This window comes from Brenneria nigrifluens DSM 30175 = ATCC 13028 (assembly GCF_005484965.1).
GTDB lineage: Bacteria > Pseudomonadota > Gammaproteobacteria > Enterobacterales > Enterobacteriaceae > Brenneria > Brenneria nigrifluens.
In genome coordinates, this window is the sequence record NZ_CP034036.1 from 4087795 (window position 1) to 4102007 (window position 14213).

Consider the following 14213-nt stretch of genomic DNA (forward strand, 5'->3'; position numbering starts at 1 on the left):
TCTTGTTTAACAGACATACAGCGAACGCCCGGCTCCCCAGGCCACAGATAATTCCAGTCAGGGGATAACCAGCATCTTGCTATCGTCAGGTACATTTTTTCCGCGAAAGAGCAAACTCGCTTTAATGAGGTAGCCTTTAGTTCGTTTATAAGGGCCCGAGCCATCGGCGCTTTCATACAGATGAGCAAAATAAAAACGTTTCCCTTTGACCCGACGGTGTTTTTCCAGACGTTCAAAGTCCTCCTGGAGGGCTTCGCGCTGATTGCCATCCAGTCCTTGCTGTTTCAGATAAAGATAAAAAATACCGGGTACGGTGATGAAGACAAAACCAGAAACAAAATGGACCCTCGCCCCTGCCGTATTGACCTCGATCTCGCCTGAATTAAGTCCTTCACTTAACCATTCCCAAAAATGCTCTCCCGGTTTATTTTCTGAGGACGGGTCACCAAACGGCGGCATTTGATCCTCTGGCGCGGGCGTTGTCCCACCGGCGCTCGCGGCAATGTCCAGGGGCTCGGCTGGCGGTAACGGTTCAATTTCAGGCCTGGCTGTTTGATCGGATAAGTCAGCAAATTTTTCCGTTACATCAGGCATATCCGGCACCGGGGTGTGGCTATCTTTAGGCGAAGGAACCTCTTCCTGATTTTTTGGGTGCGCCGGCACCTGTGCAGACACCTTCACCGCCATCAGTGACAATAAGGTCTCCATATCCTCTTCAGTGCCGGCAACCGGTTCCGGCGCCACAACCATTTCAGCCAGCGGTTTATCATTAACGGGTTCATCCAGTGCGGAGCTCAGCAACACATCGGCTGTTGGCGTTTTGCTCACCTCTGCCGCAGGCCCGCTTTCTACTGACCGCGCCTCTACCGTCGGTAAGGCACTGACCGTGCTTTGCAAATCCTCCGGCGGGGCCAATGGCCCGGCGGCGGCAGTGACCGTTTGCAGTGGTACCGGTGAAACGATAGCCACGCTCCCCGACGGTAAGGCAGGCAACAGACTCGCCCCTCGCGCCTGCCGAACGGCTTCCCGGACAATCTCATCAATCACCGGTAATGGGCTGGGCTGACGTGCAACAATCATTATGAGTGCCTGGGCGGCCGCCGGCAGCGTCGACAGCCAGGCAATGGCATCCGACGGCACCAGACGTGCGGCGATCAACGCACTCTGACTTGTCGTCAGTACCGGCTCTGGCGGCTTAACCCTGAAACGAAAACGGTATGGTTCACCCGGTACGGTGAGACCGGGCAACCAGGGCCGGCCGCTCAGCAGCTCGCCTTCAATTTGGCTGAGGGCTGGCAGGTAACGACAAAGGGCGGCGTAAAAAATGACGGCATTCCACAGTACATTCTGGGCGGACTGATCTTCCGGCGCGGCACCGGGGGGAAGCATATGCCCCCTGGCCAGGCGTACGGCAAAAGTCGTCGTCTGCAGGGTGACCTCCGCCAGCCCGCCCTCTCCGGCATACTCCCCTTGTTGCGTCGCCGGCAACGATTGCATCAGCGTTACCAAATGCTCCAGGGGCTGCAGATAAAATTGCCTGTAGAGGTCTCCAGGTAATGCACTGCTTTCCCATAGCTGTTGCAGGCATTGTTTACGGGATATCGGGTTCAACAGTTGTCCGGCGGATACCGGCATAAAATAGCCTGCGGGGCATGCCGGAGATGAAGACTGAAGCACAGATTTTGCCGGTGCCACCCGGCTGCCAACCAGTAACGCCCTGATGGCTTTCAGCATGACGTCTCCCCGGCAGTATCACGCTCTTCGGCCATAAGCGCCTGCAGCAACGTATTGATCACCAGCGTTTGCCGGGCGCGCGTCACCGCCACATACAGCAAATTGGTTTCATCTGTGCGCTCGCACTCTGCCATCAACGGATCGGTGATATCGGCAAAATCCTCATCCAGCACCACCACCGGCCACTCCAGCCCCTTGCTGCGATGTGCCGTTGAAACGGTGACCTGTGCCTGATTTTCATTCGTCACCGCATGCTCACGCATTACCTGTAGCTTTTGTGGCAGGGGGAAATACCGATCAAGCAACCGCAATGCCTGATTCATGTCGGCATCTTTGGTGGCTCTGGCCACGGCTTCAAACTCGTCAAAATTGCGATATTCCCGCGCCAGCTGTGGCGATTGCATGCGTTCCGGCATATCGGCCGAGAACCAGTACAAATCTTCCATTTCCTCCGTTTTGTAGCCGGCGATGCCGCCCACCCAATACACTTTCTTCCCTGCCAGACTGGCCTGCAGCGCCGCGCCGATGACGCCGGCAATGGTACGGCTCAAGATGGCGACATGCTCCTGCCCGGCGTCTTTGGGCAAATGCGCCACGACGTTATCACTGCCCCCGTTACCCACCACGGCCAGCGTTTCCCCCTGGCGGGCCAGCAGCATATTCGCCACGCCGGCCACCGCCGGGCCAAACCGAAAACTGTGGGTCAGGCAAAGTTGATCCGCATCAGCCAGTTGCGGCGCATCGAGCGCATTTTCGGCGCCGCGAAACCGGTAAATCTGTTGATGACGATCGCCGACCAGCACCACGTTGCAGCGCTGTGTCAGTACCAGCGACTGCGTCACCGGGTTTGCATCCTGCCCTTCATCGAACAACACGGTATGCCAGCGCGTCGAGAAGTCGGGTCGCGAGAGCTGGTACAGCTTAAGATAGACGTCATGGGTGACAGGAAAATGTCCATCTGGTCGGGCAGACTCGTGCCAGAGCCGCTGCGCCGCCGCTAATATCTTTCCGTCGGACAATCCACTGCGTGCCTCGTCGCTCGGTAAGTGTTGATGCCCAAACCCGGTATCGCCACTACAGAGGAAGGCATTGAACGTGATGATAGCCGCTCGTGCCAGCGGCCAGTGGCGGGTATTGAGCTGTCGGGCAACGTCAGTGATGCGCAGATTCCCGGTCAACCGGTGTTGGTAGTGACGGCCAAAATTGGGCCAGGCCAATTGATGTGATGTTTTGCATTCCACGTTGAACGGGAATTTTTGCTCGGCTTCATCCCTGACCGCCCGGTTATAGGCGAGATAGAGCATCCTGCGTTCAGGGTTGGCCAACGCAAAACGCACCAGGGTCGAGGTTTTCCCTGTGCCGGCAAAGGCCCTGACCACCAGGCGGTGTCCGGACCAGCCGATGACGGCGGCCTGTTCAGGCGTATCAGAATAGGACATCAGCAGCACTCCGTAAAATCATGACGGGCGTTATGCTGCGCGGGTCGTTACGACGTTCGCCACAGAAAAACCTTTTCCCGGAAAGAAAAGATTATTTTCAGGCAGGCTTAATGCCTACGACATCGACTGACCGAAAACACCGGTGAACTGTCTGATAAAACAGACGAAATCATACGGCCTAAAATAAAAAAAAACCGGCCAACAGGCCGGCACAAAGATAGCGTTTATTGCCCTGAGTCAGGCAATACTTTCCCGTCTTGACTGTAACCGATGTGTCCAGTTCCCCAGATAATGTCCGGGCGTGTAGAGGATCCGACGACGCTCATCGTTAAGGCTGTTCCCAATCACGACTTCACCCGCTACTCCACAAAGCGACAACTGTATGTAGGCCATTCCAGCCGCCAGTGGATCAACATCCGTCGCGGAAACCCACAGGTAACGGTGCGAAGCGTAACCTGCCTGGTTAAGAACATCGGCATAGGCCAATACCATGCAACCCGCTCCGCATGCAGGCTCACTGAGCGTGATAAAGGGGCGCTGCTTAAACACCTTATTCACATCGCCCAACTGAATTTTTGCCATCATGAGTGAAATTTCCCACGGCGTAAAAAACTGGCCGCGGTATTTGTCGCCCAGTTCCAACTGCATAAACACCCGGCCGAGGAAGTCACAGAACCCTGTTTGCAAGCCGTTAACCACATGGGCAAGCAGTTGCGCCAGAAGACTCACATCCGTTTTTTCATAGCCACTGATTATTCGCATATATTTGTCCTCCCGCTTTTGGCTGAAGCAAAGACGGTTCTCCAGCGCAATCACGCTGCAACTGACAAAATCTTCGAATACCTTGTGGCGCTTATGGTACCGCGCAGTCTGGTTAAAAAGAGAAACAAAAGCCTTTTCATGGTTAATAACGCCGTTCATACGTGCTCTCCACAAAAAAGGGAACACGTATCCCGTCAGGGAAACAATGTTCCCCAACGGGTAAAAAGGCCACCGTTGTCAGCGGTGGCCACAGGTTAATTTAAACGAAATAGATGACGGTTAACTGGCAGTTGCATTTGACGAAAGCGGCACTGAATCCTTGTCTGCATAGGTCATGTACACAACCTCACCTTCAGGCTCTATTCGTCCACCATCAACATGTTCACCACGGTCGTAACAGTCATAGCCACTGCGTTCCGCATCCGGCATAAACCAGGCATGCTCGACCTGGCAACTAAACTGCTCTGATAATATCCCGATAACTTCGCCTGCCGGCGGATACCACGGAGAGTCGAAATGCACCGTTAACGTGTTGATACCGTCACGAACGCAGCCGACGTTATGCCCACATGGCCATTCAACCCCGTACTGGCGGCCATAAAGCCCGGGCGTTGTCGACACGTTCCGTAACAGATCCCCAGAACCATTCAGTTCAGTGGCCAAACGTGTCGGTATCAGCATCAGCATATCGCACGGGGCGGTATACTCAGGCATCATGCCCAGACGTTCCCAGCAATTGCCGGCATCAATAACGGGGCTGATGCCGACGATGCCAAACCAGTCCGCATACTGACGGGTGAGCACATCCGCAATACGATCCTGCGCTACGGCCGGGATATTTTCCCACTTCACCGCATCGATGCCTGACTGTCGATAAAGACGTTCAATCAGTCGAATGTTCTCTGTCGTTAACGGCACATCCGCTTTCAGCAACCCAATCCATTGTTCAAAGGCCAGATTCTGCGGCGATGCCACGCCAGGATGCGCCAGTAATCCTGGATAGGGTTCATAGATACCGGGCTTTACCGTCGCCGGCTTCAATATGCCGGCGCAACCTGCCAAAAACAGGCGGCAGCTCTGCAAAATGGCATGACGATAATCAGGCACCAGATGGCCATTGGCCCATTTTTGCACCTCATCCACAAACACGGATTGGCCAGTGATAATCAAACGATTGTTGCACCAGTTCGACATGGTAGTTCTCCTCTTCTTTACAAGAAAAAGAGGGAGTTCCCCCATAGGGGAATGTCTCCCCCTATGGGTCAGGTGTTAAATCATGACAGTCAGGCTGATTACGCCTTTCTCTCTGTTAGCTGTATTCCTCTTCCGCCGCCAGGATAACCTTCAACTCGTCGGCTTCACGGATATAGGGTGATAGTGGCTGATAGTCAGTGGAATCAATGCGTTCAAGGTGGTACTTGTCCACCAGGGTGTTGATCGCCTCAAATGGCCGTATCCCGGCCTCATCTAAAGCAATAACGCAATCGTCTTCACACAGCTCGGTATCGTTTAACGTCAGGCCAAAATATTTGGCCAGAAGCATGCCGGCAGTGGATTGCCAGATTTGTTGTTCATGATTCATCATGATGCCTCTCTCATGCCGCCACCGCGGATTCAGTCGTCCCCATTTCTGCTTCGGCCAGAGGCGTTAACAGAAACTCGGATGCCTCCCTTGCCTGTTTGCTGGCACGAAAAATCGCACGTTTATCCTCATGCAGCACCTTAAGCCAGGACTCAAGGTAACTGTCGTGCTGGACATGACCGAAGAGCCCCAACTGCGCACATAAAAAAGCGCTGCCCAGCTCGGCCACCAGTTCTTCAAACGCATAAAGCGGATCGCCGAACCGGCGCGAAGTTAAGGTGATCCCCTCACGATTAAGCCGTTTGGCATGACCGGTACTGTGTACCAGTTCATGCAGCAACGTTGACCAGTAGTCCGCCTCGGTTCGAAACTGCCGAACCTGCGGCAAAACAATCTGGTCGCGGCCCGGTGAGTAAAACGCCTTGTCCTGGTAAATCCGGTCAAATTGAACGCCACAGGCTTCAACCATCGTATTAACCTGTTCCTGAACTTTCCCATCAACCCGCGTGACATCCTGTTCCGGAGCATCTGCCGGCGGTTCGCCGACAACGCAATCCGGGAGGTCATCACACTGGGCGACGTTAAACAGATACAGGGGTTTCAGCATGGGTATTCGCATTTTCAGCGGGTTCCCGTCGTCGTCCAGTTGCGGCTTACCGTCGGCATCTTCCACCTGTTTATCCCAGGGTTTGAATACCACGGCCAGTGTCGCGCTCTCGCCTGCGCGCACATGGCCACCGACGGCTTGCGCCTGTTTGTAGGTTAACCAGCGATTAGCCTCATAGCCCTTCTCAGCAGCAGCTATCCATAACAGCAATACATTGACGCCGCTGTAGAGATAACCGGTCGTGCCGTTACACGGCATGGCGGCATGCGAAGAAATACGGCGCTGATTGGTTCGCCATGGCTTACGCCAGGGCAAGGTTCCATTCTCTATGGCCACAATGATTTTGTCCGTCACCTGCTGATACAGATCCGGACGGTCGCCACGAGATTGAGTGAACTGACGTGATGTTTTTTTCATGGAGTGCTCCTCATAAAAAAAGGCGCATTCCTCCCCTGGTGGCGAAGAATACGCCCTGGGGGACAGAAAAAGGGTTAGCAAGCGGGGTAACGTATCGCCCCTAGCGCGTTGACCGAGTCAATGCGTTGTTTCAGTAACCTGAAAGCGGCCTGGAACTCTTCCCGATCGCGCGGTTTAGCCCGTTTGCAAGCGGTGTAGCAAGCCGTTCCCAGCAAGTTGATGGCGCTGTTACGCCAGCGTTTCAGTTCCGATTTACCGACACATGCCGGATAATGGACGTTAGCCTGTTGCAACAGACGCGCCGCCATTCGACGGTAATCAGCAACGCATACCCACTCAACAGGAGCAACATGAATGATGAGTTCCTCTTTGAGTAAATGTATCCGTAACTGATTGCCTTCAGACAGTATTCGTTCAGCAGCCTTTGCATCCAGTTTGAGGTGCTCGCAAAAATCATCACCACCGGCAAATTCACAGGCAGTATCGTACCAGTCCTCATCCTTTTCAGGATTGCAGCCATCCGCATAAACCAGATACTTGATATGACCATCTTTTCGCCACGCTCCCTCCGCCGACATCAGGTAAATCCCCTGATCCTTGACCAGCAACAACTCACACTGGTTAGCCAAAGTTTCCTCGACGACCGGACGCAATTCCGCAGGGTTAAAATGCAACATGTTTGTCTCCTTCAATAACGGAGACAGCTTCCCGGGAAGGAAAGCTCCCTCCGGGGATTAACGCCTTAAAGGCGCAGGGGTGTTTAGCTCAAAGCCGTAAAGTCATCAGTATTCGTAAAAACTTTCCGCTTTTAGTTGATACAAACGATGTTCGGTTTCAGTCAGGATCCGCCAATCGTCTTTATTCAGAGAACGCTTCGGATCGGACAGAAAAGTAAGTAAAAGCTCGTCTACAGAGCCCGCCATCACTGTCACGGAAGACGGTGAAAGCGGAGCCGATAACACAGGCCAGCCCAGATTCCGGTTCAGCCAACGTAACGGCATAGACCAACTGGCTTCGCCGGCAGAGGAATGCACCCGAAAATTATTTCGGCAGAGACTGTGCAACAGCACCATGACAAGCCGACTAAAAAAATCATAGGGTTGATGCTGCGGGGTAAATTCCTGAACGCAAAGTGTGTTGTTGCTACGTATACGTTCGACAGTAATGACATCCGGTCGGTGTTCAGCATCAGTTTCGCCTGAAAAGACCAGAACGCCAGCGTCAGGGAACAGACCAGAGGCATCAGTCAGTGCCCTGTGCTGCCCATCATACGGACGCAAAACAGAGGGTAATTTCCAAAATGTGTCCGTCACTGCCAGCACAAAATTTTGCCAATCGTGAGGGGCAACAGTATTCACCTGCTCAATGGTGTAAGTGATGGGTTCAACCGTGGGGTTGAAAGATAACGCGCTCATGAATAAATCCTCCAGGAAGAAATGAAGGGGGATTTATCCCCCGGACGGGAATAAATCCCCGTCAGGGTCAGTCGTTACAGAAAACCAAACGCTTTAATGGTAACGATAACGAAGTGAAGCAAGATGTTCGGCCAGAATCATTGCCGCCGCCATTGCCTCCCTTTGAGTACGAAACACCACTGAAGCCGTTCCTGCTGTCAATGGCCGGATAGAAAAACGGTACTTCCCGGCATGGAATCCAGAACGAGAGATGATTGACGCCCCCCAACCACCAGATGGCAGTGGGAAAGCTCTGGCCCTAAAGCTCAGATCGCCCATAGCGGTATGTTTCCACTCCCCTTCAATTACGCCTTCCAGTGCCGGGTTTATTCGGCACCAGAGCGAACGCAATTTTTCGGTGACGCGAAAAGTTGGGCGTAAGTAACGCAGTGAAAAGGTATGCATGGTGTTTCTCCTGTAAAAACGGGAAACACCCGTCCCATCGGGAAGGTATTTCCCGATGGGTAAGCCAACTGCAAAGCAGACTGGCCTCTAGGTAAAATGACAGAAGCTCCCTCACAGGGAGTCCCCTGCCGGGTGAATAAAAACACACGCTATGCCGCCGAATCTGCGCGGAGGCATAGCCGCAACATCGTCATTCTCAGACTCAGAAGCCGAGCACCGCAATGGCTTCGTCGCCCTCGCCGTTAATTTTGCCGTTGGACAAGCTCCATGCCCACGCCTCTGCGTGGACTTCGTTACCCAGACGGTGCAGGTTGCTCAACACTTCCCGACCGCTCTCAGAAAGTTCCGGCAGGACATCCCGCTTCAGGTAATACAGGAAGAAACCGAAAGTTTCGCCGACGCTAATAACAGTATTTTCCAGATCGGTCAGCTCATGAGGTGCTTCCCGTTCCTGACGAAGTCCGAGCCGACGACAGGCTCTTGCGGTATACAGCTCGCCTTCAATCGCGCAAAGGTAGAAAAGCACATCCAGGGACGTTTTCAGGTCAAAAACATTAGTACGGAAGTTAATTGGGGTATTCATCGGTAAATCCTCTTTAAAGCGGGATTTACCCCCTGAACGGAAGTAAATCCCGTCAGGGTATTAGTGAGTAAAATGACCGTTTTAAAAGCGATAACGCAGTCTGGCAGATAACATGCGCACGAGCGGCAAAATTACCTGCTTCATTGACGTACCAGCGACTAAAGCGCGGCGGGCGTCATACGAAGTGATATTCGCTGGACGGTCGATTTGACACGCTGCAGGGTTGAGAACAAATCAGAAACAACTGAATACGTAAAAGCCGGCATGGTGTTTCTCCAATAAAGAAGGGAAACACTTGCCCAGGGGGAAGGTATTCCCCGGGGGACTGGATTGTGACAACCACAATCACATCAATTTCGTGCATAGAGTCTGAAACTACCTTCATCACCGTTAAGTGATCCCTGTTCTCAAAGGCTAAACAGGGTTACCGCCACTGGGGCTTCCTCTTTCAGGCTACAAGGATATTCGCGATCGCCGAAGGCGTTTCTCACAGATCGCTGAAACATTGGATGGCACTCACCCGAAGGCGCCTCTCACAGAGTGCTGAGGCATTGGCTGGTTGTCCGAAGACAACAAGTAAGCCTGTTTATTTTCAGACCACATGAGGGCTCTGTCAAGACGATTTACCGACAAATCAGAAGCGATAAAAAGCCGCAGCCCTGTGTGAGCTGCGGCGGCTACATCAATCATAACCATTAGTAAAGACGGCCCAACAGTTTGCAAATCGTCCCTAACGGCTATCTGGCTTGCAGTAACGGGAAGGCCAGATTTCCTCAGGCGAAACACCCAGTTCTTCCGCAATCAGCTTTTCCCCTTTGGGCCAGTGCCTGGTGAGAGTATTCGCCAACGTAGAAGAGGCCAGCCCTGCTTTACGCGAAACCGCCGCCAGCGAAGTCCCCTGTTTTTTCAACGCCGCAATAATATCGGCGGGATGCCAGTCCTGTTGATTCATGCAGGCACCTCTTCAAAGCTTTCAGTGAAACATTCGCAAAAGCGGGAAGGAATGGTAAATCGGGGGTAAATCCGGGTGAGGGTTTGAGCCATGAGGCAACCTCCAATGAGTAACAGATTATACCCACCACCAGAGAGGCTAATCTCATGGGTGGTGGAACCGGACGGGGTTAGCCTTACCGGCCTCACTGACACCGGCGCATCTTTTGATGCCCCCGCCCGGCCCACCATTGAAACGTAGCCGAACGCACGACACAAAAAAAGCGCAGACGCGCCTTGTGTCGTCAGTGAAGTTTTTCAGGAGGCTAATCCCGGCACCTGATTTTGCAGGTGCGGGTAAAAGATACCGCGTTTGATTATCTTCGGCAAGATGATGCTGTTACATAAAATCGTATTTCACTTCAAAGTGATGGATCACGCTTATCCTATTCAAGGTGTTAAATCGATTTATCGACAAGTTAAAGAAATAAAAAAGCCGCAGCCCCGATTGAGCTGCGGCGAAAATTTTAAAAAAAATTAATAACTCAGAAAATATCTTCACACACGTATTCATCATATGTTATTGACACAGAGCAATCTGAATTGATTAACTGTTAACATAGTAGTTGCAGTGTATTTAATCCACATCACCTCTAAAATAAACCTGTTTGATATAACGCCCTCGCCCATCGCCGTGCCCCAAATCCATGGATACTAATGCTTCAGCCTCTGCCCGACTCATTCCATTTTTAACATGAAAACTTACGGCATCACGTGAATAAGCATAACGTAAACTATGAGGAGCATCTTTACCGACCATCCCCGCCTCACGAACGATATTTCGATAACGTTCAATTGCAGTGTGTAAAGATGGCTTATCAATCAGCTTCCCATTATTTTCATCACAGTATTTTATCGCTGCATCTAAAATAGAAAAAACTTTCTCTCGATTGAACACGGTTGTTTCCCGTGGACGTCCGCCCTTGGTCCCGAAAACAACCCGAACTCGTTCGTTACCATTAATCAAAGACTGCTTCCACGTTTTTAATGATTTTGCCGACTGGACGATTTCTTCAGTTCTCAAACCTAAATAGCGAGCCAATTGAACTGCTATTGCAACGCCCTCATCTTTTTTTAATGAGTGGTTGATGACCGCCGCCAGCTTCTCATCCGTTATTGGTGTTTTCGTTCCATCACGGTTTGCACCGGAAATACCCAACGCCTGGTTACTCAATTTTTCATGATTTGGGTCGGCCAGCTTATTTCTACCCGCCGCAGCCATGATTGAACGTACCGCTGACATTTCATTTTGCAACGTGCGAAGCGATATATTCTCAGCCTGACGACTATGAATATATTTCTCAATATGAGACGTCTTGATGTGTTTTACATCCCTAATCTGAATATTTAACTTTGCCAAGCGCTCAGAAAAACGGTCGGCAATTCTGGAACGGTCAGCGACGGTTTTAAAACTCCCTCGTCCCTGGCGGGCGAGTGTGACAAGCTGTTTGCCGAGTTGTTTACTGAATCTGGACATCGCAATATCTCCATAAGGAACACACATCCCCCAACTTTCGCAAAAGCAGGCAGATCGGTATTCCACATTTCAACCCCGACGACACGGTTACTTTTGCGCTTCCTGCGTCTCGACTGGTATCTGTGCATCGGGGCGGCGAAATGTTGAGTTCTTGCGAGGCACCTCAGGTCTCTGACCTGTTTGCTGCTTATGCAGAGCTGACATTCGTCAAGCTGCCTCCAACACTACTGTTCGTAGTGTCGCCATCGATACCGAGTCGATTTCCTCCTTATAGATAATGAAACGTTCAAAACGGTTGTTTCCGTCGTAGTTACGTTGAAGTGAATGTAAGTTTAAGACCGTACCGACACAGACTACGTGTTGGTCAGATGGTACTAAAACGTTGAAAACCACGTCGTGCGTGGGTTGAGACGTTGTGCGCTGCGCGCGTCACTTGGTAGTGTCTTCGCCACTTCACAAGTGACGCGCACTCCTCTGCTCCCAATGAGACTCACGCAAGCAGCCAAATGTACCCATTGGCTTTATACGTTCGTTCAAAGGTTGCCTCGTCAGCAAGACGTCATAAAAGATAAAATAATCAAAGCGTTGAAACAGTGAAACGCGTCGTGACGGGCTTCTCTGCTAAGAGACGTAAATACATACGTTTATAGTGTGAGGAACTGTCCCTGAACGGGAACAGATTAGTCATTAATGAACCTTCATCACTGTCGTGATCTCCGTTCTCAAAGGGTAAACGGAGTTACCGCCACTAAGGCATCCTCTTCCAGGCCAGGAGGATTTTGCGATCACCCGAAGGCGTTTCTCACAGACCGCTGAAACATTGGATGGCACTCACCCGAAGGCGCCTCTCACAGAGCGCTGAGACATTGGATGGTCGTCCGGGGACGACAGTACAACGCGGCTAGCTTAAGCGATCATGGCGATCGTCGTCAATCGCTGTTGCCCACACATCTATTTATTAGGCAGTTCCCATTCGTCAAGAGGCATGATTGGTTTATTCAGCCATAGATATGATGAATGAAAACTCATCTTTTCACTTTAATAATATGATTTAAATCATCATTAAGCTCATCAAGTTTCATTTGTACCCTTATACTTTCAGCCTTACTTAAAATATAACTTATTTTATAATAAGGATATGAATCCAGGCATGACAAACGATATGAACTTACATTGTAGCCATCAAAAACAAACGCTCTGTAATCATTATCCGAAACTTTAATAAACCTTGTTTCTTTGTCACTCCCAAATGTTTTATATCCGCCACCGCAATAGAACCCCTCGGAAGAATCAAATTCTATAGATTGCCTAATGACATAGGTATCAACAACTACATGATGTTTCAAATAACAAGCACCAATAGTGATAATCAATAAGACTAAAGGAATAGCAACAGGTATTGAATCGTATTTTACACATAGCTTAATGGTCTTTTTACCACCAGTCACATTAAATTCTTTCTCAATCACTTTATTTTCAAATAGAGTCACAAAAATATAAATAAAACCAGAAAAAACAAAGGACAAAACAATCATTACGATAATAAAATAAGCATATATTATAGTTCGAGATGAAGCGTCACCATACGTCAAATCCATATAATTCATTGTGGAACTTCTCGCCCAAGAAAGTATACAATAGGCGATAAAAATTGAGATAAGCCGAGCCACCCAAATTATTCTCCCTTTATCTTTTTCGAAATACCCATTCGAGTTAGATATATAAAAGTAAGCTGAAATAAACATTGCAGAGATAGAAAAAATAAGAAATGAAACCGCAACATTATAATAGCCTACAACTTCCGTAAGAAATAAGAAAGGCAGCATTGTCACTCCTGCCACATACATCAATACAAGAGACTTGTTATATCTACTCAATTTTCTCTTTCTTTTTCTTCTATTCGTGCCAACCCCAGATACATTATTTATAATCCAGAATCGAGGAAACATAAACATTGAAATAATCATCAGCATTATTATAAAGATGAATAATGGTAGGATTTTAGCGTCGGGAGGGCACAATAAAGACAAGGCCAAAAAGACAAACAATACATAATGACTATAAATTGATTTAGGCGGTTTTATCTTCTTATCCATGTTGTACATATTATAATCACCATCCAAGATTAGATTGTTCAGCTAAAATGAAAATTTTGGCTTTATTGCTGTAGCAGCGTAAGCGCACATCGAGCGCCGTGTTGACGCTGATCAGTCAGGCAGAACCACGTTCCACGGCAGCAGTTCAGCCACTTTGTTGACGGGCCATTCCGGCAGCACGCTGAGGATATAGCGCAGGTAAGCCTCTGGATCGATTCCGTTGAGGCGGCATGTCCCGAGCAGACCGTATACACTAATACAAATGAGTTGAATGCCTTTATTTCTCGGTTGATGTTTATATTAAAAAGACCAACCAGCCCGCTTAGGACTGGTTGGTCGTTGTATTTTTTACCGTGTTATCAGAATTCCATCTGCCAGGTACAAAGCCGCCAGACAAAAAGGATGTCTGCAATAATGCCTTGAATGTACATATAGTTGCGAGCATCATCGCAAACATGTGCTCATGGATTCTCCAACGCAATGACCTCTGACAAAACCCTAAAGCAAGCGATATCAAATATTACTATTTGGCGCAAAGGCGAACAGCGTGCGCCACATAAGCCATTATTGCTGCTGCACGTCCTCTCACGCCACGGCATGATCTCTCGCCAGTAATGATTTTTTGCTCCACGTTTGTTGTTACCAACTTCAGTATGAATGGATTCCA

Annotated in this window: 14 protein-coding genes and 2 pseudogenes; 1 reads left to right on the forward strand and 15 read right to left on the reverse strand. The window is 50.1% G+C overall.

What is annotated here, in order from left to right; translation table 11 throughout:
* Nucleotides 1-57: 57 nt before the first annotated feature.
* The 15 genes and pseudogenes from EH206_RS19210 to EH206_RS19285 form a co-directional block, all read right to left on the reverse strand.
* Nucleotides 58-1734 (reverse strand): TraI domain-containing protein, encoded by a 1677-nt coding sequence (locus EH206_RS19210; protein WP_009114209.1) that lies wholly within the window; start codon nucleotides 1732-1734, stop codon nucleotides 58-60.
* Complete coding sequence (locus tag EH206_RS19215) at nucleotides 1728-3173, reverse strand: UvrD-helicase domain-containing protein (RefSeq protein ID WP_009114210.1); 1446 nt, start codon at nucleotides 3171-3173, stop codon at nucleotides 1728-1730. Before EH206_RS19215 ends, EH206_RS19210 begins: the two co-directional genes overlap by 7 nt.
* A 237-nt stretch (nucleotides 3174-3410) precedes the next feature.
* Entirely contained in the window at nucleotides 3411-4094 is a 684-nt protein-coding gene (locus EH206_RS19220) for an N-6 DNA methylase (RefSeq protein ID WP_009114211.1), read from the reverse strand.
* Between the two features lie 120 nt (nucleotides 4095-4214).
* Nucleotides 4215-5129 carry a DUF1281 domain-containing protein gene (locus EH206_RS19225; RefSeq protein WP_009114212.1) on the reverse strand — a complete coding sequence of 305 codons (915 nt, stop codon included), beginning with the start codon at nucleotides 5127-5129 and terminating at the stop codon, nucleotides 4215-4217.
* A gap of 115 nt (nucleotides 5130-5244) precedes the next feature.
* Nucleotides 5245-5517, reverse strand: coding sequence for a TA system toxin CbtA family protein (locus EH206_RS19230; RefSeq protein WP_009114213.1), 273 nt, complete (start codon nucleotides 5515-5517; stop codon nucleotides 5245-5247).
* A 13-nt stretch (nucleotides 5518-5530) separates the two neighbouring features.
* Nucleotides 5531-6541, reverse strand: a complete 1011-nt coding sequence (locus EH206_RS19235; protein ID WP_009114214.1) for an ArdC family protein — start codon at nucleotides 6539-6541, stop codon at nucleotides 5531-5533.
* A 74-nt stretch (nucleotides 6542-6615) separates the two neighbouring features.
* On the reverse strand, nucleotides 6616-7218 hold the full coding sequence (locus tag EH206_RS19240) for a DUF3085 domain-containing protein (protein ID WP_009114215.1): 603 nt from the start codon (nucleotides 7216-7218) through the stop codon (nucleotides 6616-6618).
* Between the two features lie 105 nt (nucleotides 7219-7323).
* The gene (locus EH206_RS19245; protein ID WP_009114216.1) at nucleotides 7324-7956 is read right to left on the reverse strand and encodes a hypothetical protein; all 633 of its coding nucleotides are present in this window, start codon (nucleotides 7954-7956) and stop codon (nucleotides 7324-7326) included.
* A gap of 93 nt (nucleotides 7957-8049) precedes the next feature.
* Nucleotides 8050-8400 (reverse strand): hypothetical protein, encoded by a 351-nt coding sequence (locus tag EH206_RS19250; RefSeq protein ID WP_136163979.1) that lies wholly within the window; start codon nucleotides 8398-8400, stop codon nucleotides 8050-8052.
* Between the two features lie 202 nt (nucleotides 8401-8602).
* On the reverse strand, nucleotides 8603-8983 hold the full coding sequence (locus EH206_RS19255; RefSeq protein WP_009114217.1) for a hypothetical protein: 381 nt from the start codon (nucleotides 8981-8983) through the stop codon (nucleotides 8603-8605).
* Between the two features lie 730 nt (nucleotides 8984-9713).
* Nucleotides 9714-9935: a helix-turn-helix domain-containing protein gene (locus EH206_RS19265; RefSeq protein ID WP_009114218.1), complete on the reverse strand. Its 222-nt coding sequence runs from the start codon at nucleotides 9933-9935 to the stop codon at nucleotides 9714-9716.
* On the reverse strand, nucleotides 9932-10165 hold the full coding sequence (locus EH206_RS23670; protein ID WP_136163980.1) for an ash family protein: 234 nt from the start codon (nucleotides 10163-10165) through the stop codon (nucleotides 9932-9934). The genes EH206_RS19265 and EH206_RS23670 overlap by 4 nt, the downstream gene beginning before the upstream one ends.
* 385 nt (nucleotides 10166-10550) lie before the next feature.
* A complete protein-coding gene (locus EH206_RS19275) occupies nucleotides 10551-11450 on the reverse strand; it encodes an integrase domain-containing protein (RefSeq protein ID WP_009114220.1) in 900 nt (299 codons plus the stop codon).
* A gap of 1025 nt (nucleotides 11451-12475) precedes the next feature.
* Nucleotides 12476-13555, reverse strand: coding sequence for a hypothetical protein (locus EH206_RS19280; protein ID WP_040343401.1), 1080 nt, complete (start codon nucleotides 13553-13555; stop codon nucleotides 12476-12478).
* A gap of 102 nt (nucleotides 13556-13657) precedes the next feature.
* Nucleotides 13658-13798, reverse strand: a pseudogene (locus tag EH206_RS19285) (transposase domain-containing protein); the annotation flags it as partial.
* A 228-nt stretch (nucleotides 13799-14026) separates the two neighbouring features.
* Here EH206_RS19285 and EH206_RS19290 point away from each other — a divergent pair.
* A pseudogene (locus EH206_RS19290) lies at nucleotides 14027-14140 on the forward strand (phosphorothioated DNA-binding restriction endonuclease family protein); the annotation flags it as partial.
* Nucleotides 14141-14213 lie beyond the last annotated feature (73 nt).

Excerpts from the sequence above, each read along its gene's own strand:
- EH206_RS19210 (WP_009114209.1), bottom strand. The coding sequence starts at position 1,734 with ATGCTGAAAGCCATCAGGGCGTTACTGGTTGGCAGCCGGGTGGCACCG.
- EH206_RS19215 (WP_009114210.1), bottom strand. The coding sequence starts at position 3,173 with ATGTCCTATTCTGATACGCCTGAACAGGCCGCCGTCATCGGCTGGTCC.
- EH206_RS19220 (WP_009114211.1), bottom strand. The coding sequence starts at position 4,094 with ATGAACGGCGTTATTAACCATGAAAAGGCTTTTGTTTCTCTTTTTAAC.
- EH206_RS19225 (WP_009114212.1), bottom strand. The coding sequence starts at position 5,129 with ATGTCGAACTGGTGCAACAATCGTTTGATTATCACTGGCCAATCCGTG.
- EH206_RS19230 (WP_009114213.1), bottom strand. The coding sequence starts at position 5,517 with ATGAATCATGAACAACAAATCTGGCAATCCACTGCCGGCATGCTTCTG.
- EH206_RS19235 (WP_009114214.1), bottom strand. The coding sequence starts at position 6,541 with ATGAAAAAAACATCACGTCAGTTCACTCAATCTCGTGGCGACCGTCCG.
- EH206_RS19240 (WP_009114215.1), bottom strand. The coding sequence starts at position 7,218 with ATGTTGCATTTTAACCCTGCGGAATTGCGTCCGGTCGTCGAGGAAACT.
- EH206_RS19245 (WP_009114216.1), bottom strand. The coding sequence starts at position 7,956 with ATGAGCGCGTTATCTTTCAACCCCACGGTTGAACCCATCACTTACACC.
- EH206_RS19250 (WP_136163979.1), bottom strand. The coding sequence starts at position 8,400 with ATGCATACCTTTTCACTGCGTTACTTACGCCCAACTTTTCGCGTCACC.
- EH206_RS19255 (WP_009114217.1), bottom strand. The coding sequence starts at position 8,983 with ATGAATACCCCAATTAACTTCCGTACTAATGTTTTTGACCTGAAAACG.
- EH206_RS19265 (WP_009114218.1), bottom strand. The coding sequence starts at position 9,935 with ATGAATCAACAGGACTGGCATCCCGCCGATATTATTGCGGCGTTGAAA.
- EH206_RS23670 (WP_136163980.1), bottom strand. The coding sequence starts at position 10,165 with ATGGTGGGCCGGGCGGGGGCATCAAAAGATGCGCCGGTGTCAGTGAGG.
- EH206_RS19275 (WP_009114220.1), bottom strand. The coding sequence starts at position 11,450 with ATGTCCAGATTCAGTAAACAACTCGGCAAACAGCTTGTCACACTCGCC.
- EH206_RS19280 (WP_040343401.1), bottom strand. The coding sequence starts at position 13,555 with ATGTACAACATGGATAAGAAGATAAAACCGCCTAAATCAATTTATAGT.